We start from the raw sequence: 25,990 nt of genomic DNA on the forward strand, positions 1-25,990 counted from the left end.
CACCCGTGCCTGATGAGCCGTCAAGACCCTTGCAACAGAACGGCACTCTTGAGTGTCGGCTCCAGCCATGGCTATGCTGCGTTGCTTTCTGTTTGAAAAAGAGACAGAAAGCATCAGCGCTACTCCCCTTCACCAGCGAACCTCATGCGCCCCCCACCCGCGCACCCTGGAGCGCCCATGCGCAGATCCGCGCCCCGATTCGCGTCCCGAGCCCTGCTGGCGCTGACCCTCGCCGCCTCCGGTCTCGGCACGCTCGCCCTCGGCCCGGCGACCACCCCCGCCCCGGCCGCCGACACCGCGGCCGCCCCCACGGCCGTGACCGTCGAGAACGGCCAGGCCCTCACCCCGCCCATGGGCTGGAACTCCTGGAACATCTTCGGCACCGCCGTCACCCAGGAGCAGGTCCTCCAGACCATCGACTTCATGGCCGCCCGCGGGCTGGTCGCGGCGGGCTACGACACCGTCACCGTCGACGACGGGTGGTCGCTGGGCCACCGCGACGGCCAGAGCGCCGACTTCGCCAAGACCGCCGAAGGGGCGATGCAGCTCTACGACGCCGGCGGCAACCCGGTCAACGGCACCGACGGCACCGGTCGCGACGTCACCAGCGGACACCTGGTGCCCGACCCCACGCGCTTCCCCTCGCACACCGTCGACGGCCGCACCCTCAACGGCATCGAGTACCTCTCCTGGTACGCGCACGGCAAGGGCATGAAGTTCGGCCTCTACGCCACCACCACGTACACCACCTGCCAGGGCCGCCCCGGCAGCCTGGGCCACGAGAGCACCGACGCCGCCGACTTCGTGGCCTGGGGCGTCGACTACGTGAAGTACGACGACTGCCCCTACGGGCCGCAGATCGTCGGACCGGACGGCCACAACTACTACACCCAGGGCATCGGCCGGGAGCTCACCCGCTCGCTCTACGCCCGTGCCCAGGACTTCCGCCGGGCGCTGGACGCGGCCACCGCCGCCGCGAACCGGCCCCGGGTCACCCTGAGCATCTCCGCCCAGCCGGTGCACACCGGCGTGCCGTACCTGCTGGCCGCCGACGACCCGGCCCGCACCGACCCGGTGATCATCGCCGCCGGCACCCCCGAGCGCGAGGCGCCCGGCTACGCGCCGACCGGGAAGTGGTGCGGGCAGGTCGCCAACCTGTGCCGGATCGGCGGCGACCGCGGCCCCGACCTGGAGGGCGTGCTCTACAACGGCCAGATGCGGACCGCGCTGGACTACCCCGGCAACGTCCGGCCGGGCAGCTGGAACGACCTGGACATGATGTTCGGTGGCTGGCTGTCCCCCTACGGCGTCTACGGCACCACCGACACCTGTCTGTGCCACAAGCCGATGACCGACGACGAGGCGCGCAGCGAGATGTCCATCCTCGCGATGCTGGCCGCCCCGCTCATCGCCGGCGCCGATCTGCGCACCGCGGCAGACTCCCGCCACAGCGACCACGGCATCAGCTGGACCACCGGCATCAGCGACACGGCGCTGGCGGTCTACAAGAACACCGACGTCATCGCGCTGGACCAGGACCGCCTGGCCAAGCCCGCCACCCTGGTCGGCGCCCCGCCCAACGGCCCCACCGCGCCGGTCGTGCTCAAGCGCCAACTGGCCGACGGCGACACCGCCGTGCTGCTGGTCAACCAGGACCCGGCCGGCTGGCAGTACATCAGCAAGACGCTCGCCGAGCTCGGCCTGGGCGGCCCCGGCTACACGGTCAAGGACCTCTGGACCGGTGCCACCGGCACCTTCACCAACGCCGTCGGCTCCTGGGTGCCGGCGCACGGCGTCGCGCTGTACCGCCTCAAGCCGCTGCCCGTCACCGTCCCGGCCGCGGTCGTCGGCGACGGCCGCTACCACGGCATCAGCGCGGGCGGCACCGGCGGCCAGGCCCTGGAGGTCCGGGGCACGTGCTCCGCGCCGGACGGCTCGACCACCGACATCAACACCTGGTGGGACTGGCACACCTCGGAGCAGTGGAAGTTCACCCCGAACCCCGACGGCACCGTGCACATCACCGACAACTGCTCCACGTCCACCCAGGTGCACGGCACCCTCACCGGCGGCAACGGGGCCGGCACGGCGGCCTGGGTGCTCAACCGCTGGGATCCGAACAGCCCCCACCAGAAGTGGCGGGTGCTGCAGAACACCACCACCGGGGCACTGACCATCACCAACGTCGCCACCGGGCTCGCCCTGGAGGCCCCGCAGAGTGCGCCGACCTCCGCGGTCGTCCTCGACCCGCCGAACCCGGCGGCCCCGGGCCAGTCCTGGACCCTGCTCAACTGACCGGCCGCTCCGGCCCGCGTCCATCGATCTCAGGCCAACTCCCCTGGCCCGTCCGCCCGTTCCGGTTCCCTCACCTGGAGGATTGTTGCGCACCCCCGATGTCCGACCACGCCGCCGCTTCGCGGCCGCACTGACCGCGCTCACCCTGATGACCGGCGGCGGCGCCCTCACCGTCGGGCTCCAGCTCGCGACGGCGCCACCGGCCGCGGCCCTCGACAACGGCCTCAACCTCACCCCGCAGATGGGTTTCAACAACTGGAACTCCACCTACTGCGGGGACCAGTTCAACGAGGCGATGATCAAGGGCATCGCCGACATCTTCGTCGAGAAGGGCCTCAAGGCCGCCGGCTACCAGTACGTCAACCTCGACGACTGCTGGGCGCTGCCCCAGCGCGACGCGGCCGGCAACCTGGTGCCCGACCCGGTCCGCTTCCCGCACGGCATCAAGGCGCTCGCCGACTACGTCCACGGCAAGGGGCTGAAGTTCGGCATCTACTCCAGCGCCGGCGACCACACCTGCGACGTCAAGGGCTTCCCCGGCGGCCTCGGCCACGAGCAGCAGGACGCCGACCTCTGGGCCTCCTGGGGCGTCGACTACCTCAAGTACGACAACTGCCACAACCAGGGCCTCGACGCGCAGACCCGGTACCGGACCATGGGCGAGGCGCTGAAGCGCACCGGCCGGCCGATCCTCTACAGCATCTGCGAGTGGGGCAGCACCGGGCCGTGGAACTGGGCGCAGCCGGTGGGCAACTCCTGGCGCACCACCGGTGACATCAGCGACAACTGGCAGAGCATGATCTCCATCGCGCAGGCCAACCAGGGCCTGGCCAACTACGCCAAGCCCGGCGCCTACAACGACCCGGACATGCTGGAGGTCGGCAACGGCGGCATGACCGGCACCGAGTACCGCACCCACTTCAGCCTCTGGGCGCAGATGGCCGCCCCGCTGATGATCGGCACCGACCTGCGCAGCGCCGAGCCGGAGACCCTGGAGATCCTCACCAACCGGGACGTCATCGCGGTCGACCAGGACCCGCTCGGCCGGCAGGGCTCGGTGGTCTCCCGGGAGAACGGGCTGGTGGTGATGAGCAAGCCGCTGGCGGACGGCAGCCGTTCGGTGACCCTCACCAACGAGGGCTCCTACGACGCCACCATCAGCACCACCGCGCAGGCCGTCGGCATCGGCGGCGCCGCCTCGTACACGGTCAAGGACCTGTGGTCCAAGCAGAGCACCACCAGCACCGGCGCGATCGGCGCGGTGGTGCCCGGCCACGGCACGGCGATGTTCCGGGTCACCCCGAGCTCGCCGGTCGCCCCGCCCACCGGGCTGACCCGGCTGAGCGACCTGCCGTTCACCTCCGCCGCCAACTACTGGGGCCCGGTGGAGCGCGACCGCAGCAACGGCGACCACCAGGCCGGCGACGGGCGGACCATCACCGTGCGCGGCGTCCCGTACCCCTACGGCCTGGGCGTGCACGCCCCCAGCGAGATCGGCTTCCACCTGGGCGGCACCTGCCGCAACCTGGTCACCGACGTGGGGATCGACGACGACGCCTACGGCAACGGCTCGGTGGTGTTCCAGGTGTTCAAGGACGGCGTGAAGGCCGCCGACAGCGGTCCGGTCACCGGCCGGGACGCGGCGAAGCGGCTCACCGCCGACCTGACCGGGGCCCAGGAACTGCGACTGGTGGTCACCGACGGCGGTGACGGCACCAGTTGGGACCACGCCGACTGGGCGAACGTCCGGATCGCCTGCGGCAGCGGCCCGGCCGCCGGCACCTACCAGCTCTCCGACCTCGCCTGGTCCGCCGCGGGCAACAGCTGGGGCCCGGTCGAGCGGGACATGAGCAACGGTGGCAACCAGGCCCGGGACGGCGGGACGATCACCATCGGGACCGCCACCTACCAGAAGGGCCTGGGCGTCAACGCGTTCAGCGAGATCGTCTACTACCTCGGCGGCTCCTGCTCCGCGCTGAGCACCGACGTGGGCGTGGACGCCGAGGCGCAGGGCCGGGGCTCGGTCTCCTTCCAGGTCTTCGCCGACGACACCAAGGTCGCCGACAGCGGGCGGATGACCGCCGCCTCCGGGGTGAAGCACCTCACCGCGGCGCTGGCCGGGGCCAACGAGCTGCGGCTCGTGGTGACCGACGGCGGCGACGGCACCAACAGCGACCACGCCGACTGGGCGGCGCCGGTGCTCACCTGCTGACGCCGCCGACCGGCCCCTGACCAGCCGCCGACCCGGGCGGACGCGGTGCCGAGCGCTTCTCGGCACCGCGTCCGCCCGTCCCGCTCCCGGCGGGCGCGGAACGGGCCGCCGTCACCGCTTCATGTAGACGCTGTCCATGAAGTCGACGATCTGCTGGTCCGTCAGACGCTGGCCCTCGCGGTGCCCCGTCGCCAGGTCGGCCTCACTGATCATGCCGACCAGCCGGTCGCCGTCGATCACCGGGATGCGGCGGATCTGGTGCTGCTCCATCTTCCGCAGCACGGTGTCGATGCCGTCCTCGGCCCGGACGCAGTGCAGGTGGCCGGCCAGGTCCATGGCCTTGGCGGTGGCCGGGTCGTGTCCCTCCGCGATACATCGCACGACGATGTCGCGGTCGGTGATGATGCCCTTGAGCTTCTGGTCGGCGCCGCAGATCGGCAGGGCGCCGACGCCCATGTCGCGCATCATCCGGGCGGCGTCGGCGAGGCTCTGGTCGGCGCCGACGCACTGGGCGCCGGGGTGCATGATGTCTCGGGCAGTGGTCACGGGGATCCCTCCTCCGGGTCTTCCCCCGAGCACCGGAAAACTCCGGTGCGCCCACCCTATGCACGCCGCCGACGGTCCGCGAGCCCGTCGTGCCGGGGCCACCCGCGGTCACCGCCGGCCGGTGCGGGGCACGCCCGGGCGGGCCGATACTGGGGGCGTGACGGAGGAGTTCGCCGGGGCGATCGGCGAGACGCTCGACGAGGCGGTGGACGAGGCGGTCCGGGTGCGGCCCGCGACGGCGCTGCGGCCGTACGTGGCCTGGTACGCGGGCTACCGGCAGCGCGGCCTGCCGCCCGCCCTGCACCGCGGTCTGCCCTCCCCGTACCTGACCTTCATCCTGACCCTGGACGAACCGCTCGTCCTGGCCGGGCACCCGGATCCGGCACAGCCGCCCGACCGCTACCGCACGCTGCTCGGCGGCCTACACACCGCCCCGGCGCTGATCAGCCACGACGGCCGGCAGTCCGGCATCCAGCTCGCCGTCCACCCGCTCGCGGCGCGGGCCCTGTTCGGCCTGCCGGCCGGGGAGCTGTCGGGGCTGGACGTACCGGCCGAGGCGGTGCTCGGGGCGGTGGCCGCCCGGCTCCAGGAGGCGGTGCGGGAGGCCCCCGGCTGGCCGGAGCGGTTCGCGGCACTGGACGGCGCGCTGCTGCGGCTCGCGCGCCCGTCCGGCCGGGTACCGCCGGAGGTCGTCCGGGCCTGGGCCGTGCTGCGGCGCAGCGGCGGGGCCCTGCCGGTGGCCGAACTCGCCCGGGAGACCGGGTGGAGCGAGCGGCACCTGCTGGACCGGTTCCGCCGGGAGACCGGGCTCAGCCCGAAGGCCGCCGCCCGGGTGATCCGGTTCGACCGGGCCCGCCGGCTGCTGGCCCTGCCCGGCCCGGCACCCCGGCTGGCGGAGCTCGCGGCGCGCTGCGGCTACGCCGACCAGGCCCACCTGGCCCGGGAGTTCCGGGCACTGGCCGGGTGCGCGCCGAGCACCTGGCTGGCCGAGGAAGGGCCGCGGGCGGAGAAGTTCCGAAACGTCCAAGGCGGGACCACCGGGCCCGCGCCAGAGTGGGAGGCATGACGGCGGTCCGGCCCGGTGCCCGTTCCCGGGGCCGGTCGCCCCGACCCCGAGGAGGTACCCGCGATGGACACCGACCGTACGGACACCGGCGGCACGGACGTCGGCGGCACGGACACCGAGGCCCCCGGCGGCGCGACGCCCGCTCCGCAGGTCTGGCCGAGCCTGCGCGCCCGTGACGCCCGGGCGCTGATCCGCTTCCTGGTGGAGGCGTTCGGCTTCGAGGAGGTCGTCGCGTACGGCGAGGGCGCGTTCGTGGCGCACGCGGAGCTGGCCTGGCCGGAGGGCGGCGGGGTGATGCTGGGCTCCGACCGGCCGACGCCCGAAGGCGGCGAGCCCTGGCCGGGCGGCCCGGGGACGTTCACCGCGTACGTGGTCACGGCGGACCCGGACGCCCTGCACGCCCGGGCCGTGGCCGCCGGGGCGCGGATCACCACCGCTCCGTACGACACGGACTACGGTTCCCGCGACTTCGCCGCCGCCGACCCGGAGGGCAACCGCTGGTACTTCGGCAGCTACCCGGGCGCCCCGCGCCGGCCGGCGGCCTGAGCCGTGCGCCCCGTGGACCGCGCCGGTGACGCCCCCGCCGGTGACGCCCCGGCCGGTGGGCCGCCGGCCGTGGAGCGGCTGCGGGCCGTCTGCCTGGCGCTGCCCGAGGTGGACGAGCGGGTCAGCCACGGTGAACCGACCTGGTTCGCCGGCGCGGGCCGCCGGGCGCGGGTGTTCGTGATGCTCGCCGACCACCACCACGACGACCGCCTCGCGTTCTGGTGCCCGGCGCCCGCCGGCGCGCAGGAGTTCCTGGTCGCCGGGGAGCCGGACCGGTTCTTCCGCCCGCCCTACGTCGGACACCGCGGCTGGATCGGCGTGCGGCTCGACGTGGCGCCGCCCGACTGGGAGCGGATCGAGGACCTGGTCGCCGACGCCCACGCCCTGGTGACCGGCCGAAGGCCCTCACGTGATTTTTAGGTCGGATGACCTACTTTTCATCGCATGACCACAGCAACGAAGCCCCCGCCCCCGATCCGCTCACCCACGACCCGCAGGGGCCGGTCCTGCTGGTCGGCGGCTACGGGACGGTCGGCGCCGAACTCGCCCGGCTGGTGGCGGCCGAACACCCCGTGCTGCTCACCGGCCGGGCGCCGGAGCGCGCGGCGGCACTCGTCCGCGAGCTCGGCGGCGCCCCGCACGCCGAGGTCCGCCGCTGGGACCTCGCCGACCCGGCGCCGTTCCCGGCGGCGGTCCGCGCCGTCGTGGGTGTGGTCAACGACCCGGACGCCCGGGTGCTGCGGGCCGCCGCCGCCGCCGGCGTGCCGTACGCCGACGTCACCCGCTGGACCGCCCGGCTCCAGCGCGCCGCCACCGTGGCCGCCCTGCTGCGGCCCACCGCTCCGGTGCTGCTCTCCTCCGCCTGGATGGGCGGCGTCGTCAGCCTGGTCGCCGCCGCGCTCGCGGAGCGGCTCGGCGGGGCGGACCGGGTCGAGACCGCCGTCCGCTGGGACCTCGCCGACCGGGCCGGCGCGGACTCGGTCGAGTTCATGGACCGCCTGGGGCTGGACTACGAGGTGGTCCGCGAGGGCCACCGCCGCACGGTCACCCCGCTGAGCGGCACGGGCACCGTCCGGATCGGCGACCATCCGACCCGGGTCGCCCGGATCGACACGCCCGAGCAGTTCACCCTGCCGCTCACCCTCGGCACCCGCACCGCCACCACCCGGATCGGCTTCAGCTCCGCCCTGAGCACCCGGGCCCTGCTGGCCGCCAAGCACACCGGCTTCTTCCGCTGGGGCCGGGGCGAGCGCTGGCAGTCCGCCCGCCGGGCCCTGCTGTACTCCCCCGGTGAGGGCGGCACCGCACTCCTGCGGGTCGACGTCACGCACGGTGGCCAGGGCCTCGCCGCCCTCGTCGAGGACCGCGCCGGCCAGGCCCACCTCACCGCGGTCGGCGCCCTGCTCGCGCTGCGCCGCGCCCTCGGCACGGACGGTTCGGCCCCGGCTCCGGCCGGCCTCTGCTTCCCGGAACAGGCCCCCGACCCGACCGAGGTGCTGCCCGCGCTCGCCGCCCTCGGCGTCACGGTCGACATCCGCTCCGCCACGGGCTTGGATGCTGCCGCATGAGCACCGCAGCGGGCACCGGACCCGGCCCCGAGACCCCCGAGCCCTTCCCCGCCGACCACCCGACCGGCCCGCCCGACCACCCGACCGGCAAGCCCGCGCGGCGGCCCCCCGGCCGGAAGGGGGCGGAGCGGCGGGAGGCGCTGCTGGACGCGGCGGAGGGGGTCCTGGTCGCCGAGGGCGGGCCGGAGCTGACGATGCGGGCCGTGGCGGCGGCGGCCGGGGTGCGGCTGGGCCACCTCCAGTACTACTTCCCCACGCACGCCGAACTGGTGGCGGCCGTGCTGGAGCGGGTGCTGCGGCGGTCGGCCGAGCGGCTCGCCCCGCTGCTCGCCCCGGACGCCGCCGCCGACCCCGCCGCGCTGGTGGCGGCGCTGCTGGCCGAACAGGAGGACGCCCGGCTGGTGCGGCTGTTCGCCGAGGTGTGGGCGCTGGCCGCCCGGGACGCCGCCGTGGCGGGCGCCGTCCGCGGGTTCTACGACGACTACCGGGAGCACGTGGCCGCGTTCCTCGCCCGGCTCCGGCCCGGGCTGCCGCAGGCCGAGCGGCAGGCCAGGGCCGGGGTGTTCGTGATGCTGGTCGAGGGCGCCTCGCTGTTCCGCTCCGGAGTGGCGGGCACGCGGGCGCCGGACACCGACGAGGCGCTGGTCCGCACCGCGCTGGAACTGCTCGGGCCGTGACCCGCGCGGCCCGGGGCGGCTCGCGCCACGCCTTCACCGGGAGCAGACTGGCCGTGACGGACCCGGCTGTGACGGACCGGGCCGCGCCGGAACGCGCGCAGCCTCGGAGGCGGCGATGCCGCAGATGGTGGTCGACGGGCGCACGCTCGCCCTCTCGCACCTGGACAAGGTGTACTACCCGCAGACCGGCACCCTCAAGGGCGAGGTGCTGCGCTACTACGCCGCCGTGCACACCGCGCTGCTGCCCCACCTGCACGACCGTCCGGTGTCCTTCCTGCGCACCCCGGACGGCGTGGCGGCCGAGGTGTTCGTCGCCAAGAACCCGCCGCCCGGGACGCCCCGCTGGGTGCGCACGGCCGAGGTGCCGAGCAACAGCGGCGAGCTGCGCCAGGTGGTGCTGGAGAGCGGCGCCGCCCTGCTGTCGCTGGTGAACCTGGGCTGTCTGGAGCTGCACGTGCCGCAGTGGCACACCGCCGCGCCCGGGCTGGCGGACCGGCTGGTGCTGGACCTCGACCCGGGCGCGGGGGCGGGCGTGCTCACCTGCCGCACGGTGGCCGGCATGCTGCGCGAGCGGCTGGCGGCGGACGGCCTGGAGGCCTGGGTGAAGACCTCCGGCGGCAAGGGCCTGCACCTGCTGGTGCCGCTGGAGCCGACGCCCAGCGCCCGGGTCTCCGCCTACGCCAAGGAACTCGCCGCCGAGCTGGAGGCGGCCCACCCGGACCTGGTGGTGCACACCATGGCGAAGGCCCGCCGTACCGGCCGGGTGCTGGTCGACTGGTCGCAGAACGCCGCGAAGAAGACCACCGCCGCCCCGTACACCGTGCGGGCACAGCAGCGGCCGACGGTGTCGGCGCCGCTGTCCTGGGCGGAGCTGGACGGCGCCGGGTCGGCGGAGGAGCTGGTCTTCACGATCGCCGAGGTCCCGGAACGGCTGGCGGCGCACGGCGACCTGCTCGCGCCCCTCCTCGACCCGGCGCGCGCCCGCCCGCTGCCCGCCGCCGGTGCGAGCCGTCCGCCCCGCGAGGCCCCCCAGGCACCCCCGCCCGGCCCGGCCGCCGGACCCTCCGCCCGCGACCCGGTGGTGCTGGAGCCCCCGGTGGAGGTGATGCGCCCGGCCGCGGTGCCCGCCGTCCCGCCGGCGGACGGGCTCGGCGGGTCCGGGGTGGTGTACGAGCTGAAGCTGGACGGCTTCCGCTGCGTGGCCTTCGCCCGCGGGCCGGACCGCCCGCCGTTCCTGCAGTCCCGCTCCGGGCGGGACCTCGGCGCCGAGTTCCCGCCGATCGCCGCCGCGGTCGCCCGGCTCCCGGCCGGGCTGGTGCTCGACGCGGAGCTGGTCGCCTGGCGCGGCGGGCGGTTCTCCTTCGAGGAGCTGCTGCGCACCCGCCGGGCCCGGGCCGGCGAGGAGGTGGCGCTCGGGCTGGTCGCCTTCGACGTGCTGGCCCTGCCCGGCCGCGACGTCCGGGGGCTGCCGCTGGCCGACCGGCGGCGCCTGCTGCTGGCCGCGCTGGCGGACGTCCCGCCGCCGGTCCAGACGGTCCTGGCGACCACCGACCGGGCCGAGGCGCTGACCTGGATGGAACGGCTCGCCGGCACCGGGGTGGAGGGGCTGGTCTGCAAGGCGGCCGGCTCGCCGTACCGGGCCCGCGGCGCCGGGCGGGTCTGGGTGAAGTACCGGCGCGGCGACACCGTGGACGCGACCGTGCGCGCGGTCACCGGGCCGCCCGCCCGGCCGAGGGCGGTGGTGCTGGAGCTGGACGACGGCCGGGTGCTGCTCTCCTCGCCGCCGCTGTCCCCGCCGCAGTCCCGGCAGGTCGCGGAGGCGGCGGCCGGGCGGCTCGGCGCGCCCGGGCACGACCCGCAGTACGGCTCCGTCCGGCCGCTCACCGCCCCGCTGCGCGCCGAGGTGACCGTGACCGGGCGGCCGCCGGCGGCGCGCTTCGTCCGGCTGCGCGGCGACTGAGCCCTGATCCGCACCGTCGAGGGAGCCCGGCATCATGGACCGCACCACGACCGACCCTTCGTCCACCGACCCCGCCTCCACCGGACCCGTCGCGCGCGGGCCCGCCTTCACCGACCCCTGCGACGGCGACGGCGACGGCGCGCCCGTGTTCGCGGTCGGCCGGGTCGGCGTCGACTTCCGCTCCGAGGCCCGCCTCGACGGCTTCCGCCGGCAGCTGGGCGGGGCGGCCCCCGGCGGGCCGCCCCCGGACCCCGGGGACGCCCGGCAGCTGCACGACCACCTCGTCCGCCACCCGTGGGCCTCCTCCCGGCTGACCTGGACGCTCTCCACCGGCGGCACCCCGATCTACGCCCTGGAGGCCGAACCCGCCGTCGCGATGGACTGGGGCGGCCCGGTCCCCGACGCCGGACCGGACGGCAGCGAGCGGGAACGGCTCGCGCTGCTGCGCCGGATCGCCGCCGCCCCGCCGGTGCACCCCGTGCACCGGGCGCTGCGCGACACGCTGCTCGGCCAGTCGCTCCCCGCGGACGACCCGGGCCGGATCGGCCGGCTCACCGTGCCCGGGCGGCTGACCGGCCGTTCGGCGCGGCTGTTCTCCGGCCAGGTGGTGCCGATCGTCCGGGTGGGCGCCGTCGGACTGGCCCGCTGGGCGGAGACCCCGCTGCTCGCGGCCGCCGTGGACGCCGTCGGCCGGGCGCGCGAGCTCAACCGCGACCGGGTGGCCGAGCGGCTCCGCGCGCTGCTCGACAAGGTGTACGTCCAGTTCCGCAACGCGGGCCGCGGCGCCGCCGAACGGGCGCTCAACCACGCCGCCACGGAGGCCTTCCTCACCGGCGGGCTGCTCGCCGACGGCCCGCTCTGCGGCGCGCTGGTGCCCCGCGGGCCTCAGGACCGTCCCGGCCCGCCCGGTCTCTACGCGCTGGACACGATCACCGTCGCCGCGAGCCCGCACTGCCGGCCGGGCTCCGACTGCCAGGACGTGCTGGTGCGGTTCACCGACCCGGCCGACGCACGGCGTGCCGCCGTCACCTACGTCTTCACCGTGGACGTCGGCGACGAGCTGCCGGTCAGCCTGGCACCGGTCCACCGCTTCCTGGGCTGACCTCCCCCGGCGCCGGGTGCTCCCCCGCCGCCGTGTGGCGGGAGGGGGCGGCCTCGTGGGCGAGCGGCCAGGGCGGGTGCGGGCCCTTGGCCGGGTGGGTGTGCGCGAACTCGGTCACCAGTGCCTCGGTGAAGGCCGGCAGGTCGGCCGGCCTGCGGCCGGAGACCAGCACGCCGGGCCCGTCCCGGCAGACGTGCACCGGCTCGTCCACCCAGTAGGCGCCGGCGTTGACCAGGTCGGTGCGGATGCTCGGCCAGGAGGTGAGGGTGCGGCCGCGCACCGCGTCCGCCTCGATGAGCGTCCACGCGCCGTGGCAGATCACCGCGACCGGCCGCCCGGCGGCGGACAGCTCGTGCACGAAGGAGACGGCGGCGCGGTGCAGCCGCAGGGCGTCGGGGTTGGCGACGCCGCCCGGCAGGACCAGCGCGTCGTAGTCGGCCGCCGCCACCACGCCGACCACGTCGTCGACGGGGAAGGTGTCCGCCCGGTCCAGGTGCCGGAACGCCTGGACGCGTCCGGGCCGGGTGGACACCAGCCGCGGGGTGCCGCCCGCCTCGGCGACGGCCTGCCAGCAGGCGGTCAGCTCGACCTGCTCGGCACCCGCGGGCGCGACCAGGAAGGCGACCGTGCGGCCGGTGAGGACGACGAAGTGCTGCACCGCGCTCATCGCGCGCGCCCCGTCCGGCGGCCGGTCCGCACCGGTTCAGCCGGCACGGCGCGCACCGGTTCCGGCGGCCCCGCGGGCGGCCGCCGGGCGCGCGTAGTGCGCGTCCAGGACGGCCCGGCCCGCCGGTGACAGGCCGTGCCCGGCCGGCCCGGGGGCCGCCCGGTCGACGGCGGCGGGCGGCGGCGCCGAACGCACCCGGGCGCGCGGGCAGTCGAGGTGGACGACCAGCTCCAGGTGGTCGATCCGGGCGACCAGTCCGACCGGGACCAGGACCGGGGCGCCCGGCACCCAGGGCCGGGTGTCCACCAGCAGGTGGTCCCCGGCGTCCAGCTCGACCCGGCCCAGCGGGCCGTCGGTCGCCTCGACCTCGTAGCCGACCAGCGACAGGTCGGCGGCGTGGTGGGAGCCCGGGCGGTACTCCCACAGCTCGGTGGTCATCACAGCTCCGGATGGTCCCAGGGACGGCGCTCGGGGCCCTCGGGGCCCTCGCGGCGGTCCGGACGTTCCCGGCGGTCCGGACGGTCGCCGCGCTCACGGCGCTCACGGCGCTCGCGCCGCTCCGCCCGGCGGCCGCCGTGGTCCGTGGGCTCCCCCGGCCAGCCGCGGGCCCGCGGCTCCCGGTACCCGTCCAGCAGATCGTCCGCCGTCCGCGCCCGGACGCGCCCGCGGCGGTGCAGCAGGGCCGAGATCCCGGCCGCCAGCACGACGCTGCCGATCCAGACCGCGGCCGTGGCGACCGCCACCGCCGCGGTGGGCTTGCGCACCGCGACGCTGAGGCAGACCGCCGACATCACCAGTGCCGTCATCAGCACACCGGACGGAACCCGGCGGCCGAGACCGCCCACCGCGCTCCGGAACCGGCTCGGCCGTTTGGCACCCATCGTGCTCAACCGCCGGTCGAGGCGGCTGTCCCGGCACAACTCTTCCTCGATCTCGGCCAGGAGCCGCAGCTCCCGCCCGCTCAACGCGGGTCCGTCCATCTCGGTCACCTCCGGCACTTCCGGTGACGTCGTCCTCCCGGCCGGGCGAATTCCCGGCGGGGCGCGAGCTAACCGCTCCGGCCGGCGGGCGCGGCCGCGGCGGCCGGACGGCGGTCACGGAACGCCCGGGGACGGGCGAGCAGGCTGTCGTCCAGCACGCGCAGCAGGGCCGCGGCGTCGCGGTGCACCTCGGCGGCGCCCGCGGCCCGCAGCTCGGGCGCGGTGGCACCGGCGCCGAGCAGGGCGACGCACGCCACCCCGGCCCGGCGCGCGGCCCGTACCTCGGGCACGCTCCCGGCGACGAACACCGCGTGCGCGGGCTCGCCGTCCACCAGGTCGAGTGCGGCTCCGACCGGATCGCGGCCGGGGTCGGTCACGGTGAGCGCGGGGGTTCCGGCCGGGCCCGGGGCGGTCAGCACGACCGTCCAGCCGCGGGCGGCGCACTCGCGCGGAAGCTCGGCGAGACCGCGTGGCGTCGCACGCCAATCGGCCCCGAAGAGTGCCGCCGAGACGACCGTCATGGCCCACCGTTCCCGTTCCGCACCGCGTACCGGCGCGCCCTTCCAGGTTAGGCCCGCCGCCCGTGCCCCGCCCCCCGCCCGGTGCGGCGGACGGGGGCGGTGACGGGGGCGGTGACGGGAGCGGTCTCAGGCGCCCTCGCCGGCCCCGGCGTCGGGGTCGGTGGCCAGGCGGGCGTGCAGGTGCTCGTCGTGGTAGAGGCCGTCGCCGAAGCGGTAGGAGGCCCGCAGGGTGCCCTCCAGCGGGAAGTCGCAGCGCTCGGCGACCCTGCAGGAGGCGGGGTTGTCGACCGCGTGCGCGAGTTCGATCCGCCGGGCGCCGGCGGTGGCGAAGCCCCAGCGGGTGATCGCCCGGGTGGCCCGGGTGACCACGCCCCGGCCGCGGCCGGCCGGCAGCAGCCAGTAGCCGACCATGGCGAGCCCGTCGGCGCGGTCGGTCCACCGCAGGGCGATGGTGCCGAGCAGGTCGGCGCCGGCGGCGTCCAGGATCGCGAAGTAGGCGAGGTCGCCGCTCTCCCAGCCGGCGGCCCAGCGTTCGAGGCAGGCCCGCGCCTGCACCAGGTCGACGGCGCGCAGCGGGTTCCAGAGGGCGATGTCCGGATCGGCGGCGGCCGCCGTCAGGCTCGCCTCGGCACCGCCCCGGACCTCCAGCCCTGGCCGCCACGGGCGCAGGACGACGTCGCCCAGGTCGAGCGTGGCCGGGACGAACCCCCGGCGGTCGGGGGCCGCGGACTGCGCGGGGGCGGTGGGCGGTGCGGGGGCGGTGGGCGGTGCGGTGCTCATCCCCCCTTCCTATCTCCGGGCCCCGCCGCCGGGCAACGGATTTTCGGCCCGGCGACATCCGCTCGGCGCCGCCGCCCGGGCGTGCCACGATCGGGCCATGGCCGAACTCGTCACCGCCCACACCTGCGCCCTGGACCACGCCACCCGGGAGGCCGTCCGCGCCCTGCTGTTCGAGGAGTTCGACGACATGGCCGAGGAGGACTGGGAGCACGGCCTCGGCGGCGTGCACGCCCTGGTCCTGGAGGAGGGCGTGCTCGCCGGGCACGCGGCGGTGGTCCAGCGGCGACTGCTGCACGCCGGGCGGGCGCTGCGCACGGGGTACGTGGAGAACGTCGTGGTGCGCGCCGACCGGCGCGGGCGCGGCCACGGTGCGGCGCTGATGGAGGCCCTGGAGAAGGTGGTCCGCGGTGGCTACGAACTCGGGGCGCTCTGCGCGGCGGACGACGCGGCGGCGTTCTACGCGGCGCGCGGCTGGCAGCCGTGGCGCGGGCCGCTCGGCGCGCTGACCCCGCACGGCCCGGAGCCGACACCGGACGACGAGGGCGGGGTGTTCGTGCTGCCGGGCGCGCTGGCGGCCGGCACCGCGCTGGACCTCGGCGGACGGCTGGTGTGCGACTGGCGCGACGGCGACCTCTGGTAGCCGGGGAGCCGGCCACCGGAGGACGTGCGCCGTCGCGCCGGGGCGTCAGATCCGGGCGAGGTAGCCGTTGTCGACCAGCCAGAGCACGTTCAGCCGGGCCGGGCCGTTCGGGACGAGCGCGGCGTCGAGCTGGTACTGCAGGCCGTAACCGGGCTGGCCGAACCACGGCGCGATCGGCCCGGCGTGCACCTTGAACGGCTTCAGCACGCGGTAGTCGTGGTAGTTGCAGCCCGCGGCCGGGTTGCTGTCGAGGCTCTGCGGCGGGATCGAGCGGCTGGCGTAGGGCAGGCCCTCGGGGGCGAGGAAGGCGCCGTACTCGCTGCCGTAGCGGTCGATCCGCTGGTTCGGGTAGAGGGTGATCTCGAACTCGACCGGGGTGCCGTCGGGCAGGGTGACGTAGCCGTTGGCGGGCGGGTAGATCCAACCCGGGCTGCCGTTGTTGGCGGTGGGGCTGTAGTAGGTGGCGAGGAACTTCTCCTCGCTCAGGCCCCCGGTGCGCCGGTAGCCGATCAGCTCGCGGCCGACCGGGCCGGTGGTCGGCAGGTCGGCGGGGCCGAGGCGGGGATCGCCCTGGAAGTCCGCCGTGGAGCACTCGTCGGACGCGGTGGCGACCGAGGTGGCGGCGGTGGCCGGGGCCGCCCCGGCGGCGGCGAGGGCCGGGGTGCTCGGGGCGAGCAGGGCGACGACCGCGGCGAGCGGCACGGCGAACAGGCGAAGGCGCACGTTGGTCTCCGTCGTGAGGTGATGGCGGTGATGGCGGTGGTGACGGCACGGTGGGGCCGGCGGACCGGAGTGCGGCCGGTGACCCTCCGTGTCCGGTTCGGCACCCAGGCAAGCGGATCGGCTGACCCCGCGTCAACCACCGGGCCCCGCAACGGATCCGGATCCCCCGGTTTCGGCCAACCCGCGCACGTGGGACACCGGGGGCGCGCACACTGGAAGGTCGCGCCCCCAGCCTGGAACCCTGCGCAGCCGCCGCAACCAGCGGCGGACCGCGGCGGCGGCGCCACGGCACGCACCAGTTCCATTGACAGCTCGCCGGACCGGCCGGATCCTCGCCGGTACGGCCCGGCCACCGGCCACGGCCGCCCGACGACCGGGGGTGGTCAGCGATGACGGACCAGTGCGCGGCGCGGCGGATGCCGACGTCGGTCCGGCGGGCGGTCGCCTGCGTGTGGATCCACGCCGCGCTCAGCGGCTGCTCGGGCCTCCTGCTGCTCGGGGCCCTCGGCCGCAACCAGGGCGACGAGGTGGCCCTGGTGCGCTTCGTCGCGATGACCTCCGTGCTGGTCGGCCTGCTGCTCGGCACCTGCGCCGGCCTCGCCCCGCGCCGGGCGGGCTGGACCAGGACGACGGTGGCCGTCATCGAGGGGCTGTCCGTCGCCGCGGGCGTGCTCCTGGTGGTGACCGGCTCCTTCGCCGCGCTGACCGGCATCGCCCTCGGCGCGTTCGTCCTGCGCGCCTTCCTCTCCGCCGACGGGCGCGCCTGGTTCACCGAGTAGTCGCGCCCGCCGGCCGGGCACCGAGGGGCCTCAGCCGCGACTGCCGGGAGCCAGGCGGCCGAGCAGGTGGAGGAGGCGGTCCAGGGCGTCGCGGGAGTTGGGCTCGGTCAGGTTGACCATCAGCCGGAACGCCGCCCGCAGCAGCGCCGGGTTGCCCAGGCCGGCCGCCCCGGCGGCGCCCACCAGGCGCGGGCGGCTCAGCGCCGCGGCGGTCAGCCGGCCGAGCGCGAAGTAGCCGTCGTAGGCGGCGCGCAGCGCCTGCGGGTAGGCGCGCAGGGCCAGGTCGCGGCCTCGGTCGGTGCGCCGGGCGAGGGCCTGGACGATCGCCTCGGCGGCGTAGCGGCCGGACTCCATCGCGTAGGCGATGCCCTCGCCGGTGGCCGGGCTGACGGTGCCTCCGGCGTCGCCGACCAGCAGCAGGCCGTCGGCGTAGTGGGGCCGGCGGTTGAGGCCCATCGGGAGGGCGGAGCCACGGATCGGTTCGGTGACGGCGTCGGGGTGGTAGCCGTAGTCGGCGGGGAGGTCCTCGCACCAGTGGCGGAGCAGCTGGCGCCAGTCCACCTCGCGGGGCACCGCGCCGGTGTCGACGACGCCGAGGCCGACGTTGGCGGTGCCGTCGCCCATGCCGAACACCCAGGCGTAGCCGGGCAGCAGACGGCGGGCCGGGTCGCCGGGGTCGCGCAGGTCGAGCCAGGCCTCCAGGTAGCGGTCCTCGTGGCGCGGGGTGGTGAAGTAGGTGCGGTAGGCGACGCCCATCGCGCGGTCGGTGCGGCGGTAGCGGCGCATCGCCAGGGAGAGCCGGGTGGAGTTGCCGTCGGCGGCGACCACCAGGGGCGCGCGGTAGGTGACGGGCCGGCGCTCCTCGCCGAGCCGGGCGGTGACCCCGGTGATCCGGCCGGTCCGTTCGTCGAGCACCGGGCCCGCGACGTTGGCCCGTTCGACCAGGCGGGCGCCGGCCGCGGCGGCCCGGCGGGCGAGCAGTTCGTCGAAATCCGCGCGGCGGCGGACCAGTCCGAAGCCCGGGAAGGCGGACAGTTCCGGCCAGTCGAGTTCGATCCGGCGACCGCCCGCGACGATTCGCAGACCGCGGTTGTGCAGCCAGCCGGCGGACTCCGAGACGTCGATGCCGAGGTCGATCAGCTGCTTGACGGCGCGCGGCGTCAGGCCGTCGCCGCAGACCTTCTCGCGGGGGAAGGCGGACTTCTCCAGCAGGAGGACGTCCAGGCCGGTGCGGGCCAGGTGGTAGGCGGCGGTGGACCCGGCCGGACCCGCGCCGACCACGATCACATCGGCCGTGTCCACGCCGTTGCCGGGCTCGGCGGCGGCGGTGGACGGCTCCGCGCCGCCCACCGGCCGGGCGCTGCCGGACGGGCCGGCGGGGTCCGGCTGGTCGGGACGGGTGGACGACTGCTGTGCTGGGCCGGGCATGCGGCGCTCCCACGGGTGTCGGTCCTGCGGCGGACTCAGCGGATTCGGCGGACACAGACGATATGGACCGCGAACGCCCCGTCGAACCCGACACGCGGGTACCGGCCGCCCCGCCCGGCCCCACCCGGCCGATCCGGCACACGGGTCTCTCACATCGGAGTGACCGGATTGTTGCGGTGGACTTGTCGGACAATCAGCCTCCCTTGGCCGCAATTCGGCCAAACCCTCCTTGCAGGCCGGGAAGCCACTGCGGCACCTTGATGCCTCTCGCTCGCCGACCTCCGTCGACCGAGGGGCTCCCACTCCCCGCGCGGTCCCACCGGGCCCGCCGATCCCGTTGGACTCAGCCATGCGCATCCGCTCCACCGCGGCGAGATCCCTCGTCGCCGTCCCCACCGTCGCCGCCCTCCTGCTCGCCGCTCCCGCCGCCGAGGCCACCGCGGGCGGCCAGGCGGCGAAGGGCAACAACGGCACGGTCAAGATCCACGACTCGGTGACGGGCGAGGAGCTCAGGAACAACGAGCCCAAGGTCTGCACCCTCTACCTGGACTCGTTCGGCTTCGACGCGGGCCAGGACATCGTCTGGCTGATCGCCCGGATGCACTCCGGCGGTGGCGGCGGCGAGACCGCCGTCGTGTACGGCGACATCCCGGTGGACGGCAAGGGCCACGTCCGGACCGAGGACATCAACCTGCCGGACGGCCAGTACAAGCTGTACTGGGCGTCGGTGGAGCTGGACCACGGCAAGCTGCCGGCCACGCCGCCGAAGCTCAACAACCCCAAGCACAAGGTGTTCAAGGTGGACTGCGGCGGGCGCACCCCCACGCCGACCGCGACGCCGAGCCCGACCGGCAAGCCGTCCACCACCCCGAGCGCGACCACGAGCGCGACGCCGACGCCCACCAAGCCGGCGCCGGTCCCGCCGAGCCCCACGCCCAGCACGACGCCCAGCGGCACGCCGACCGTCACGCCGACGGTGACGCCGAGCGCCACGCCCACCGTGACCCCGAGCGCCACGCCGACGCAGACGCCGGCCCCGACCACGACGCCGCCGAGCCCGTCGGCCACGCCGAGCGCCACCCCGTCGGTGACCCCGCCGGCCACGCCGACCACCGCGCCGTCCGTCACCCCGTCGGCGGCTCCTTCCACGACACCGTCCACCGCCCCGTCCGCGACGCCGTCGGCCACGCCCGGCGCCACCGGTTCGGCGAGCCCGTCGCCGACCGCCACCCGGGGCGGTCAGGAGCCCGAGCCGACCCCGAGCGGCCCGGCGCCCAGGCCGACCGCGACCGTCCCGGTGCACACCGCGCCGGCCGGAACCGTCGTCAACCCCGACAATCCGCTGATCATGCCGGCCCAGGTCAGCGTGCCCACCCCGATCGCCGGCGCCGCCCCGGCCGGCAAGGACCTCGCCTCCACCGGCAGCAGCGACGGCACCCTGCTGATGGCCGGCGCGGGCACCGTCCTGCTGCTCGGCGGCGCCGGCGCCGTCGTCTACACCCGCCGCCGCCGCGGCTCCGGCGCCGGCGCCTGACGCCCGCGCCCGGGCGCGCACCCGGACGGACGAACGGGCCGGTGACCTCGATGGTCACCGGCCCGTTCGCGTGGGCGTGAACGGCTCAGGGCGTGATCGCCAGCTCCACGTAGGCCGCCAGGATCGCCAGGTGCACCGCGCCCTGGAGCGGCGTCGCCCGGCGCGGGATGACCGTCAGCGTGCCGACCACGATGGTCAGCGTGAGCAGCACCAGGTGGGAGGAGTCCAGGCCGAGCACCAGCGGCCCGGAGAGCCAGTACGAGGCGACGGCCACGGCCGGGATGGTGAGGCCGATGCTCGCCAGCGCCGAGCCCAGCGCCAGGTTGAGGCTGGTCTGCACCCGGTTGCGCTTGGCCGCGCGCAGGGCGGCGATGGTCTCCGGCAGCAGCACGAGCAGCGCGATGACCACACCGACCACCGAGTTCGGCAGCCCGGCCGACTCGACCGCCGACTCGATGGTCGGCGACACGCCCTTGGCCAGGCCGACCACCGACACCAGGGCCACGCCGAGCAGGGCCAGACTGACGACGGTGGCCCGCCGGGTCGGCGGCTCGGCGTGGTCGTCCTCCTCGACGACCTTGCCCTCCGGGGTGACCGGCAGGAAGTACTCCCGGTGGCGGAAGGCCAGGGTGGACACGAACAGCCCGTAGAGCACCAGCGAGGCGGTGGCCGCGAAGGCCAGCTGGGCGGGCGAGAACTGCGGCCCGGGCGAGCTGGTGGTGAAGGTCGGCAGGACGAGGCTCAGCGTGGCGAGGGTGCCGATGCAGGCCAGCGCCGCGCCCGTCCCCTCCGCGTTGAAGACCGCCACCCGGTACTTGCTGGCGGCCACCACGATGGACAGGCCGAGGATGCCGTTGCAGGTGATCATCACCGCGGCGAACACGGTGTCCCGGGCGAGTGTCGCCGCCTTGTCGCCGCCGTCCAGCATCAGGGTGACGATCAGCGCGACCTCGATCACCGTCACCGCGACCGCGAGGACCAGCGAGCCGAACGGCTCGCCCACCTTGTGGGCGATCACCTCCGCGTGGTGCACGGCGGCGAGCACGGCGCCCGCCAGGAACAGCGACACCACGCCCACCACCCACCCGGGGAGTTCGCGGTGCCAGGTCAGGGCAAGGACGGCGAAGGCCAGCAGCGGCACGACGACGGTCCACTGCGCGACGACTGGACGGAGCTTGGTGAACATGCCGCCGAGCATCCCATCCGGAAGCACAGGTTCCGTGGCGGCGCCACCGGAGGGGCCGCAGATGTGGCCGACCTCATGACCCGGCCACCGTACTCCCGTCGTACTCCGCGAGGTACCCGAGGACCTCGGTGACGTGCGGTTTCACCCGATCGGGGACACCACCGGTGTCGGCGACGGTCTTGTCGCTCGTCCGGTAGCCGGCCGTCACCAGGGCGGGCAGCTCGGCCGAGGCGTAGCCGCGCTGCTTGAAGCGCTGGGCGAGCCAGCAGACGTAACCGCCCATCGCGGCGATCGCGTCGTCCGGGTCCAGGTAGCTCTTGACGCCGTCGTGGTCGGCGTCCTGCGCCCAGGCGTTGAAGACGGAGGGCGTCCACATCGCCACGCCGTACTCCCCGGTGGCGGGGCGGGCGGCGGCCGGGTCGAAGCCGGACTCCGCCTTGAGCATCGCGGCCAGCAGCGCCGGGGTGACCTCGGTCTCGGGGCAGCGGCGGGCCGCGTCCTCGATCGGGCCGCGCAGCGCGGCGGGGACGTCGGCGCCGGGCGGGAGCGCGCCGGACCGCGCCGCGGCGGACACCGGCGGCGGCGCCCCGGCCGACGCGGTAGGGGCGGAAGGCTCCGGCGCGCCGGTGAGCACCAGCAGGACGCCGGCCCCGGTGAGCAGCGCCGCCGCGGCGGCGAGGCGGCGGCCCGGCCGCGTCCGGACGGCGGCACGGACGGGACCGGTCGGCGGCGCGCCGGTGCCGGTACCGACGGCGTCCGCGAGCAGCGCCACCAGGTCGACGTCCGCCCGTCGGCGCCGGTCGGCGGCCAGGCAGGCGGTGACCAGCGGCCGCCACCGCTCGGGCAGGGCGGCGTCCAGCCGCAGCGGTGCGGCGCCGCGCGCGTACGCCAGCGCGGCGAGCGAGCGGGCGCGGGCGGTGGCGCCGAGGAACGGGTGCAGGCCGCCGGTGAGCAGCTGGTGGGCGAGGACGCCGAAGGCCCACACGTCGGCGCTCGGGCGCAGCGCCACACCGTGCGGGCCGGTCCGCTGGGACCACCACTCGGGCGGCACGTGGTCGGGCGAGCCGAGTGGCGGGGCGTAGGCGTGGGTGCCGTCGAGCTCGGCGGTCAGGCCGAAGTCGGCGAGCTTGGCGGTGCCGTCGGGCATCAGCAGGACGTTGGCGGGCTTGAGGTCGCCGTGCACCCAGCCGGCGGTGTGCATGTGGCGCAGCCCGGCGGCGACCTCGGCGAGGATCCGGCCGGCGTCCGGGACGGGGCCCGGCGGGCGGGTGCCGGCCAGGACGTCCTGGAGGCTGCGCGCGGCGCGCTCCATCACCAGGGCGAGCGCGCCGTCCAGTTCGGGGTGGGCGGGATCGGCGAGGGTGACCGCGGCGAACGTCCGGATCAGGTGGGGGTGGTCGGCGCTTCGGCTGAACCGCAGTTCGCTGCGGGCGAGTTGGAGCATGGTGTCGCGCTGGCCGGGGCTGAGCCGCCCCGGGTGGAGGAACTTGACGGCCACCTCGGCCGGGCCGTCCGCGGGTGCGCCGCCCCGCGGTCCGGGCGGGTCGCGGCGGGCGGCGTGGACACTGCCCCAGCCGCCGGCGCCGATCCGTTCGCCCACCCGGTACCCCGCCACCCGGTAGCCGGGCGGCACCTCGAACCCGCGCTCGCCGTCCGGCGCCCCGGCCGGGTGCGGCCGCGCCGCGCGTGGTGCCACCGCCGGGTCACCCGCCGCGCCGGGGCGGGAGCAGCGCCAGGTGATCCTCCCGCACGAGGTCGAACCGCAGGGCGAGCGCGACGAGTTCCTCCCGCTTGCCGCCCGGGTCGGCCGGCTCCACCGGGTCGCGCAGCCGGAGCTTGCTGCCGACCAGGTAGTCGATGTGGTAGTTGACCGCCGAGCGGCTGAGGTCCCGGCAGGACGGCAGCTCGCGCAGCCGCGCCACCACCTCGGTGGCACCGGGGACGGCCGCGGCGGACGGCGAGCGCAGCCGCGGCTCGCAGAGCGCCAGCAGGACCAGGAAGTACTTGGCGGTCGGGTCCAGGGCGAACGGGCTGACCGTGCGCTCGCCGCCCGTCTCGGCCGACTCGGCTTCCAGGTAGGCGTGTTGCGGCGCGAAGACCTTGAACACCGCCGGTTCGCCGTGGGCGGGCAGCAGGACCCGGGAGATCTCGAACGGAACGGGCGCGCCGAGCCGCCCGGGGGCGACCTTGACGTGCTCGCCGGCGCCTTCGAGGTTCTCGACGACGTAGGTGGCGGTGGCGCTGAAGTTGGAGAGCCGCCAGTAGTCCTCGGCGGCGGTGATCTCGCCGGCGCGACGCGAAACGCCCGGGTCGGGGATCGGGACGGCGGGCGCGCGCCCGGGCTCGCCGCGCCCGAACGCCGCGGTGTCGCCCGGCCCGAGGTGCAGCAGGGCCGGACGGGTGGGCGGGGCGGTGCGGGGCGGGCGCGACAGGCGGGCGAAGCGTCGGTCGGACGGGGCCGGCGGGCGGGGATCGGGCAACTGCACGATGACCGTGGTCATCCAGCTCACCTCCGGGGGTCGGCCCGATCGTAGCCGTCCGAACCACCCGGCGACCGCAAGCCACCCGGACGAGTGAACGACGTGCCGCCGCCCCCGAGTTGCCGGCTGACGCGGTGTCGATCGGGCCGCCGGCCGCCCGCACCGGCACGTCGGTCCGCTGACACCTGAACGTAACCGTGGCGTCACTGGCGCGATTGCGATACGTAGTTGAACGGTCACCATGAGTGTGATGCAACACACATGGGGAACCTTAAATTTCTGTGCAAGACTCCTTCCGCACGGCAAAATCCCTTTCATTCCAAGGAGGTTGACATCATGCGCGCTCGGATCGTAGCTCTGATGGCGGCGGCGGCAGGAATCACGGCGGCCACGGCCCTTCCGGCGACGGCCGTGACGACCGCGGCCGGTTCCACGGCCGAGACCGGCACCGTCGCGTGCACGACGGTGCTGAACCAGCCGTGTGTCTGGCACGAGACCGACGGGGCGGGCATCGTCGGCGTCGCCCAGGTCTCCGCCAGTCCCAGCCAGTTGACGGTCGTCAAGGTCGAGGTGCGCACCCAGCACGCCTGGGGCAGCCCGTGGGTGACGGCCGCCTCGGCCACCACCTACGCCCAGGGCTTCGCCAAGGCCGTGACACCCCGCGTGGTCACCGAGGACCTGAGGATAGTCTGCGCCACCGCGGGCCCCGCCCAGGATGTGGCGCAGCTGGTGACCACCTGTACCAGCCCGTTCTGATGCCCCGTCCGACGACGGGGATCTGACGGGCCGGTGCCTCGCGCGCACCGGCCCGGGCCGGCCACCGGGTCCGCAACCGGTGGCCGGCGCCGTTCCCGCCCGGCCCTTCCGTCACCGCTCCCACCAGCAATCACTCAGGATGCTCACAGCCGTCGCTCAGGTCACCGGGCCGTCGGCAATGCGCCAACCTCCCGCCGCAACCCGTTCCCGGACGCTCAACCCGGTTCGGAGCATGGCTTTTTGCACTATCTTGGGAATTCGTGGAGCGGGGCGGGCCGCCCACCCAGCAGGCGTGCGCCGAGCGGCCGGGCCTGCCGGTGCAGGGTGCTCCATCCCCGCCGGCACCATCGCACGGGGAGGAAGGGGGGAGCGCGTCCATGCCCGAAGGGACCGCGCATTCGACCGGGGCCGCAGACGGCCCGAGCACCGGAACGGCCACCGGAGCCAGCACGACCACGACCATGACGACCACCGTCGCCCAGACCGGCACCGCACCGACCGGCACCGCGCAAGCCGTCGCCGACCGCCCGGGGACCGCGCCGCCGCGCACCCGGCTCGCCGGACGGCGGGCAACCGTCGACGCCGTCCTGCGCAACTCGCCGCTCCAGCCGCTGTTCCGGCTCGCCGCCACCCGGCGGCTGGCCGTGCTCGCCTACCACGGGGTGGACGCCCCCCGGGTGTTCGCCGCGCAGATGGAGCGCCTGGTGCGGTACGCCCGCCCGGTGTCGCTCGCCGCCGTCGAACAGGCGGTGCGGACCGGCCGACCGCTGCCGCCCCGCAGCGTGCTGGTCACCTTCGATGACGGCGACCGCACGGTGCTCACCGAGGGCCTGCCCGTGCTGACCCGGCTCCGCATTCCCGCCGCCGCCTTCGTGGTCACCGACCTCATCGGCGGCGACCAGCCGTTCTGGTGGCGCGAGGCGGCCTTCCTCGCCGCGCACGGCGGCACCGCCCGCGCCCTGGCCGACTGCCCACCCGGCGGTGCGGTCCGCACGATGAAGACGCTCTCCGACCGGGACCGCCGCGACGCCCTGGCCGAGCTGCGGGACAGCGCCCGGAGCCCCGCCCCCCGGCAGGAGCAGCTCACCCCCGCCGACCTGGCGGCGCTCGCCCGCGGCGGCGTCGCGATCGGCAACCACACCGCCGGCCACCCGTGTCTCGACCGGTGCGACGGCGACACCGTCCGGAACGAGATCGGCGCCGCGCACCAGGCGCTCACCGGCTGGCTCGACGGCGAGGCGCCCACCGCCTTCGCCTACCCCAACGGCAACCTCGACCAGCGCGCCGAGGCCGAACTGCGCCGCCTGGACTACCGGGTGGGCTTCCTCTTCGACCACCGGCACGACCGGCTGCTGCCGCCGCACCCGCTGCGGATCAGCCGGCTGCGGGTCAACTCGACCACCGGCCGGGACCGGTTCGACACCATCCTCTCCGGCCTGCACCCCGCCGTGCACCACCTGCGCGGCGGGGCCTGACCGAACGGCGAAGGACGAACGCGGGTCGGCCCGGACGGTTTGAACGGAAGCCGCCTCCCGCGGGCCGGG

General features: G+C 75.8%; 23 protein-coding genes and 4 pseudogenes. 16 read left to right on the forward strand and 11 right to left on the reverse strand.

Annotated elements, in window-relative coordinates:
- Window positions 1-177 precede the first annotated feature (177 nt).
- The 3 genes and pseudogenes from ABT238_RS29045 to ABT238_RS38845 form a co-directional block, all read left to right on the forward strand.
- Window positions 178-2,295 carry an alpha-galactosidase gene (locus tag ABT238_RS29045; RefSeq protein WP_350799314.1) on the forward strand — a complete coding sequence of 706 codons (2,118 nt, stop codon included), beginning with the start codon at window positions 178-180 and terminating at the stop codon, window positions 2,293-2,295.
- 148 nt (window positions 2,296-2,443) lie between these two features.
- Window positions 2,444-4,054, forward strand: a pseudogene (locus ABT238_RS29050) (NPCBM/NEW2 domain-containing protein); the annotation flags it as partial.
- Between the two features lie 33 nt (window positions 4,055-4,087).
- Window positions 4,088-4,507: pseudogene (locus ABT238_RS38845) on the forward strand (NPCBM/NEW2 domain-containing protein); the annotation flags it as partial.
- 111 nt (window positions 4,508-4,618) lie between these two features.
- Here ABT238_RS38845 and ABT238_RS29055 read toward each other — a convergent pair.
- Complete coding sequence (locus ABT238_RS29055) at window positions 4,619-5,053, reverse strand: CBS domain-containing protein (RefSeq protein ID WP_350567988.1); 435 nt, start codon at window positions 5,051-5,053, stop codon at window positions 4,619-4,621.
- A gap of 157 nt (window positions 5,054-5,210) precedes the next feature.
- On the opposite strand from ABT238_RS29055, the gene ABT238_RS29060 reads away from it, so the two are divergent.
- From ABT238_RS29060 to ABT238_RS29095, 8 genes and pseudogenes are all read left to right on the forward strand, one after another.
- Window positions 5,211-6,119 carry a helix-turn-helix domain-containing protein gene (locus ABT238_RS29060; protein ID WP_350799343.1) on the forward strand — a complete coding sequence of 303 codons (909 nt, stop codon included), beginning with the start codon at window positions 5,211-5,213 and terminating at the stop codon, window positions 6,117-6,119.
- A 63-nt stretch (window positions 6,120-6,182) separates the two neighbouring features.
- Complete coding sequence (locus tag ABT238_RS29065) at window positions 6,183-6,665, forward strand: VOC family protein (RefSeq protein ID WP_350567994.1); 483 nt, start codon at window positions 6,183-6,185, stop codon at window positions 6,663-6,665.
- Between the two features lie 12 nt (window positions 6,666-6,677).
- On the forward strand, window positions 6,678-7,085 hold the full coding sequence (locus tag ABT238_RS29070) for an MmcQ/YjbR family DNA-binding protein (protein ID WP_350567997.1): 408 nt from the start codon (window positions 6,678-6,680) through the stop codon (window positions 7,083-7,085).
- A gap of 5 nt (window positions 7,086-7,090) precedes the next feature.
- Window positions 7,091-8,233, forward strand: coding sequence for a saccharopine dehydrogenase family protein (locus ABT238_RS29075; protein WP_350799368.1), 1,143 nt, complete (start codon window positions 7,091-7,093; stop codon window positions 8,231-8,233).
- Window positions 8,230-8,910: a TetR/AcrR family transcriptional regulator gene (locus ABT238_RS29080; protein ID WP_350799380.1), complete on the forward strand. Its 681-nt coding sequence runs from the start codon at window positions 8,230-8,232 to the stop codon at window positions 8,908-8,910. The genes ABT238_RS29075 and ABT238_RS29080 overlap by 4 nt, the downstream gene beginning before the upstream one ends.
- Window positions 8,911-9,025: 115 nt before the next feature.
- Window positions 9,026-9,904: pseudogene (ligD, locus tag ABT238_RS29085) on the forward strand (non-homologous end-joining DNA ligase); the annotation flags it as partial.
- A gap of 111 nt (window positions 9,905-10,015) precedes the next feature.
- The gene (locus ABT238_RS29090; RefSeq protein ID WP_350799693.1) at window positions 10,016-10,870 is read left to right on the forward strand and encodes an ATP-dependent DNA ligase; all 855 of its coding nucleotides are present in this window, start codon (window positions 10,016-10,018) and stop codon (window positions 10,868-10,870) included.
- Window positions 10,871-10,904: 34 nt separating this feature from the next.
- Window positions 10,905-11,972 (forward strand): cyanobactin maturation protease PatG family protein, encoded by a 1,068-nt coding sequence (locus tag ABT238_RS29095; protein WP_350799388.1) that lies wholly within the window; start codon window positions 10,905-10,907, stop codon window positions 11,970-11,972.
- 103 nt (window positions 11,973-12,075) lie between these two features.
- Here ABT238_RS29095 and ABT238_RS29100 read toward each other — a convergent pair.
- The 5 genes and pseudogenes from ABT238_RS29100 to ABT238_RS29120 all read right to left on the reverse strand — a co-directional run.
- Window positions 12,076-12,639: pseudogene (locus ABT238_RS29100) on the reverse strand (DJ-1/PfpI family protein); the annotation flags it as partial.
- A 36-nt stretch (window positions 12,640-12,675) separates the two neighbouring features.
- Window positions 12,676-13,077: a hypothetical protein gene (locus ABT238_RS29105; protein ID WP_350799392.1), complete on the reverse strand. Its 402-nt coding sequence runs from the start codon at window positions 13,075-13,077 to the stop codon at window positions 12,676-12,678.
- Window positions 13,077-13,619: a hypothetical protein gene (locus ABT238_RS29110; RefSeq protein WP_350799400.1), complete on the reverse strand. Its 543-nt coding sequence runs from the start codon at window positions 13,617-13,619 to the stop codon at window positions 13,077-13,079. The genes ABT238_RS29105 and ABT238_RS29110 overlap by 1 nt, the downstream gene beginning before the upstream one ends.
- Window positions 13,620-13,687: 68 nt before the next feature.
- The gene (locus ABT238_RS29115; protein WP_350568014.1) at window positions 13,688-14,140 is read right to left on the reverse strand and encodes an HAD family hydrolase; all 453 of its coding nucleotides are present in this window, start codon (window positions 14,138-14,140) and stop codon (window positions 13,688-13,690) included.
- A gap of 126 nt (window positions 14,141-14,266) precedes the next feature.
- Window positions 14,267-14,920, reverse strand: a complete 654-nt coding sequence (locus ABT238_RS29120; protein ID WP_350568017.1) for a GNAT family N-acetyltransferase — start codon at window positions 14,918-14,920, stop codon at window positions 14,267-14,269.
- Window positions 14,921-15,017: 97 nt separating this feature from the next.
- Between ABT238_RS29120 and ABT238_RS29125 the strand changes: the two genes are divergently transcribed.
- Window positions 15,018-15,560, forward strand: coding sequence for a GNAT family N-acetyltransferase (locus ABT238_RS29125; RefSeq protein WP_350799419.1), 543 nt, complete (start codon window positions 15,018-15,020; stop codon window positions 15,558-15,560).
- Window positions 15,561-15,605: 45 nt separating this feature from the next.
- On the opposite strand, the gene ABT238_RS29130 is transcribed toward ABT238_RS29125, so the two are convergent.
- Window positions 15,606-16,283, reverse strand: a complete 678-nt coding sequence (locus ABT238_RS29130) for a TNT domain-containing protein (RefSeq protein ID WP_350568023.1) — start codon at window positions 16,281-16,283, stop codon at window positions 15,606-15,608.
- Between the two features lie 389 nt (window positions 16,284-16,672).
- Between ABT238_RS29130 and ABT238_RS29135 the strand changes: the two genes are divergently transcribed.
- On the forward strand, window positions 16,673-17,062 hold the full coding sequence (locus ABT238_RS29135) for a hypothetical protein (protein ID WP_350568026.1): 390 nt from the start codon (window positions 16,673-16,675) through the stop codon (window positions 17,060-17,062).
- A 30-nt stretch (window positions 17,063-17,092) separates the two neighbouring features.
- On the opposite strand, the gene ABT238_RS29140 is transcribed toward ABT238_RS29135, so the two are convergent.
- Window positions 17,093-18,490, reverse strand: coding sequence for a geranylgeranyl reductase family protein (locus ABT238_RS29140; protein ID WP_350568029.1), 1,398 nt, complete (start codon window positions 18,488-18,490; stop codon window positions 17,093-17,095).
- 349 nt (window positions 18,491-18,839) lie between these two features.
- Between ABT238_RS29140 and ABT238_RS29145 the strand changes: the two genes are divergently transcribed.
- Window positions 18,840-20,024, forward strand: a complete 1,185-nt coding sequence (locus ABT238_RS29145) for an LAETG motif-containing sortase-dependent surface protein (protein WP_350568032.1) — start codon at window positions 18,840-18,842, stop codon at window positions 20,022-20,024.
- Window positions 20,025-20,109: 85 nt separating this feature from the next.
- Here ABT238_RS29145 and ABT238_RS29150 read toward each other — a convergent pair whose 3' ends face one another.
- The 3 genes from ABT238_RS29150 to ABT238_RS29160 form a co-directional block, all read right to left on the reverse strand.
- Entirely contained in the window at window positions 20,110-21,210 is a 1,101-nt protein-coding gene (locus ABT238_RS29150) for a calcium:cation antiporter (RefSeq protein ID WP_350568035.1), read from the reverse strand.
- A gap of 73 nt (window positions 21,211-21,283) precedes the next feature.
- A complete protein-coding gene (locus tag ABT238_RS29155) occupies window positions 21,284-22,906 on the reverse strand; it encodes a serine/threonine-protein kinase (protein WP_350568038.1) in 1,623 nt (540 codons plus the stop codon).
- 7 nt (window positions 22,907-22,913) lie between these two features.
- Window positions 22,914-23,711 carry a serine/threonine protein kinase gene (locus ABT238_RS29160; protein WP_350568041.1) on the reverse strand — a complete coding sequence of 266 codons (798 nt, stop codon included), beginning with the start codon at window positions 23,709-23,711 and terminating at the stop codon, window positions 22,914-22,916.
- A 315-nt stretch (window positions 23,712-24,026) separates the two neighbouring features.
- Here ABT238_RS29160 and ABT238_RS29165 point away from each other — a divergent pair, with 315 nt between their 5' ends.
- Together ABT238_RS29165 and ABT238_RS29170 are read left to right on the forward strand one after the other, a co-directional pair.
- A complete protein-coding gene (locus ABT238_RS29165) occupies window positions 24,027-24,446 on the forward strand; it encodes a hypothetical protein (RefSeq protein ID WP_350799460.1) in 420 nt (139 codons plus the stop codon).
- A 461-nt stretch (window positions 24,447-24,907) separates the two neighbouring features.
- Entirely contained in the window at window positions 24,908-25,921 is a 1,014-nt protein-coding gene (locus ABT238_RS29170; RefSeq protein WP_350568046.1) for a polysaccharide deacetylase family protein, read from the forward strand.
- Window positions 25,922-25,990 lie beyond the last annotated feature (69 nt).

Origin of the sequence: Kitasatospora sp. NPDC001527, assembly GCF_040298605.1 — a bacterium.
Lineage (GTDB): Bacteria > Actinomycetota > Actinomycetes > Streptomycetales > Streptomycetaceae > Kitasatospora.

Bases quoted from the DNA above. Each gene is read 5' to 3' on its own strand.
- ABT238_RS29045 (WP_350799314.1), top strand. From the start codon at position 178: ATGCGCAGATCCGCGCCCCGATTCGCGTCCCGAGCCCTGCTGGCGCTG.
- ABT238_RS29065 (WP_350567994.1), top strand. From the start codon at position 6,183: ATGGACACCGACCGTACGGACACCGGCGGCACGGACGTCGGCGGCACG.
- ABT238_RS29075 (WP_350799368.1), top strand. From the start codon at position 7,091: ATGACCTACTTTTCATCGCATGACCACAGCAACGAAGCCCCCGCCCCC.
- ABT238_RS29080 (WP_350799380.1), top strand. From the start codon at position 8,230: ATGAGCACCGCAGCGGGCACCGGACCCGGCCCCGAGACCCCCGAGCCC.
- ABT238_RS29090 (WP_350799693.1), top strand. From the start codon at position 10,016: ATGCGCCCGGCCGCGGTGCCCGCCGTCCCGCCGGCGGACGGGCTCGGC.
- ABT238_RS29095 (WP_350799388.1), top strand. From the start codon at position 10,905: ATGGACCGCACCACGACCGACCCTTCGTCCACCGACCCCGCCTCCACC.
- ABT238_RS29105 (WP_350799392.1), bottom strand. From the start codon at position 13,077: ATGACCACCGAGCTGTGGGAGTACCGCCCGGGCTCCCACCACGCCGCC.
- ABT238_RS29110 (WP_350799400.1), bottom strand. From the start codon at position 13,619: ATGGACGGACCCGCGTTGAGCGGGCGGGAGCTGCGGCTCCTGGCCGAG.
- ABT238_RS29115 (WP_350568014.1), bottom strand. From the start codon at position 14,140: ATGACGGTCGTCTCGGCGGCACTCTTCGGGGCCGATTGGCGTGCGACG.
- ABT238_RS29120 (WP_350568017.1), bottom strand. From the start codon at position 14,920: ATGAGCACCGCACCGCCCACCGCCCCCGCACCGCCCACCGCCCCCGCG.
- ABT238_RS29125 (WP_350799419.1), top strand. From the start codon at position 15,018: ATGGCCGAACTCGTCACCGCCCACACCTGCGCCCTGGACCACGCCACC.
- ABT238_RS29135 (WP_350568026.1), top strand. From the start codon at position 16,673: ATGACGGACCAGTGCGCGGCGCGGCGGATGCCGACGTCGGTCCGGCGG.
- ABT238_RS29140 (WP_350568029.1), bottom strand. From the start codon at position 18,490: ATGCCCGGCCCAGCACAGCAGTCGTCCACCCGTCCCGACCAGCCGGAC.
- ABT238_RS29145 (WP_350568032.1), top strand. From the start codon at position 18,840: ATGCGCATCCGCTCCACCGCGGCGAGATCCCTCGTCGCCGTCCCCACC.
- ABT238_RS29150 (WP_350568035.1), bottom strand. From the start codon at position 21,210: ATGTTCACCAAGCTCCGTCCAGTCGTCGCGCAGTGGACCGTCGTCGTG.
- ABT238_RS29160 (WP_350568041.1), bottom strand. From the start codon at position 23,711: ATGACCACGGTCATCGTGCAGTTGCCCGATCCCCGCCCGCCGGCCCCG.
- ABT238_RS29165 (WP_350799460.1), top strand. From the start codon at position 24,027: ATGCGCGCTCGGATCGTAGCTCTGATGGCGGCGGCGGCAGGAATCACG.
- ABT238_RS29170 (WP_350568046.1), top strand. From the start codon at position 24,908: ATGACGACCACCGTCGCCCAGACCGGCACCGCACCGACCGGCACCGCG.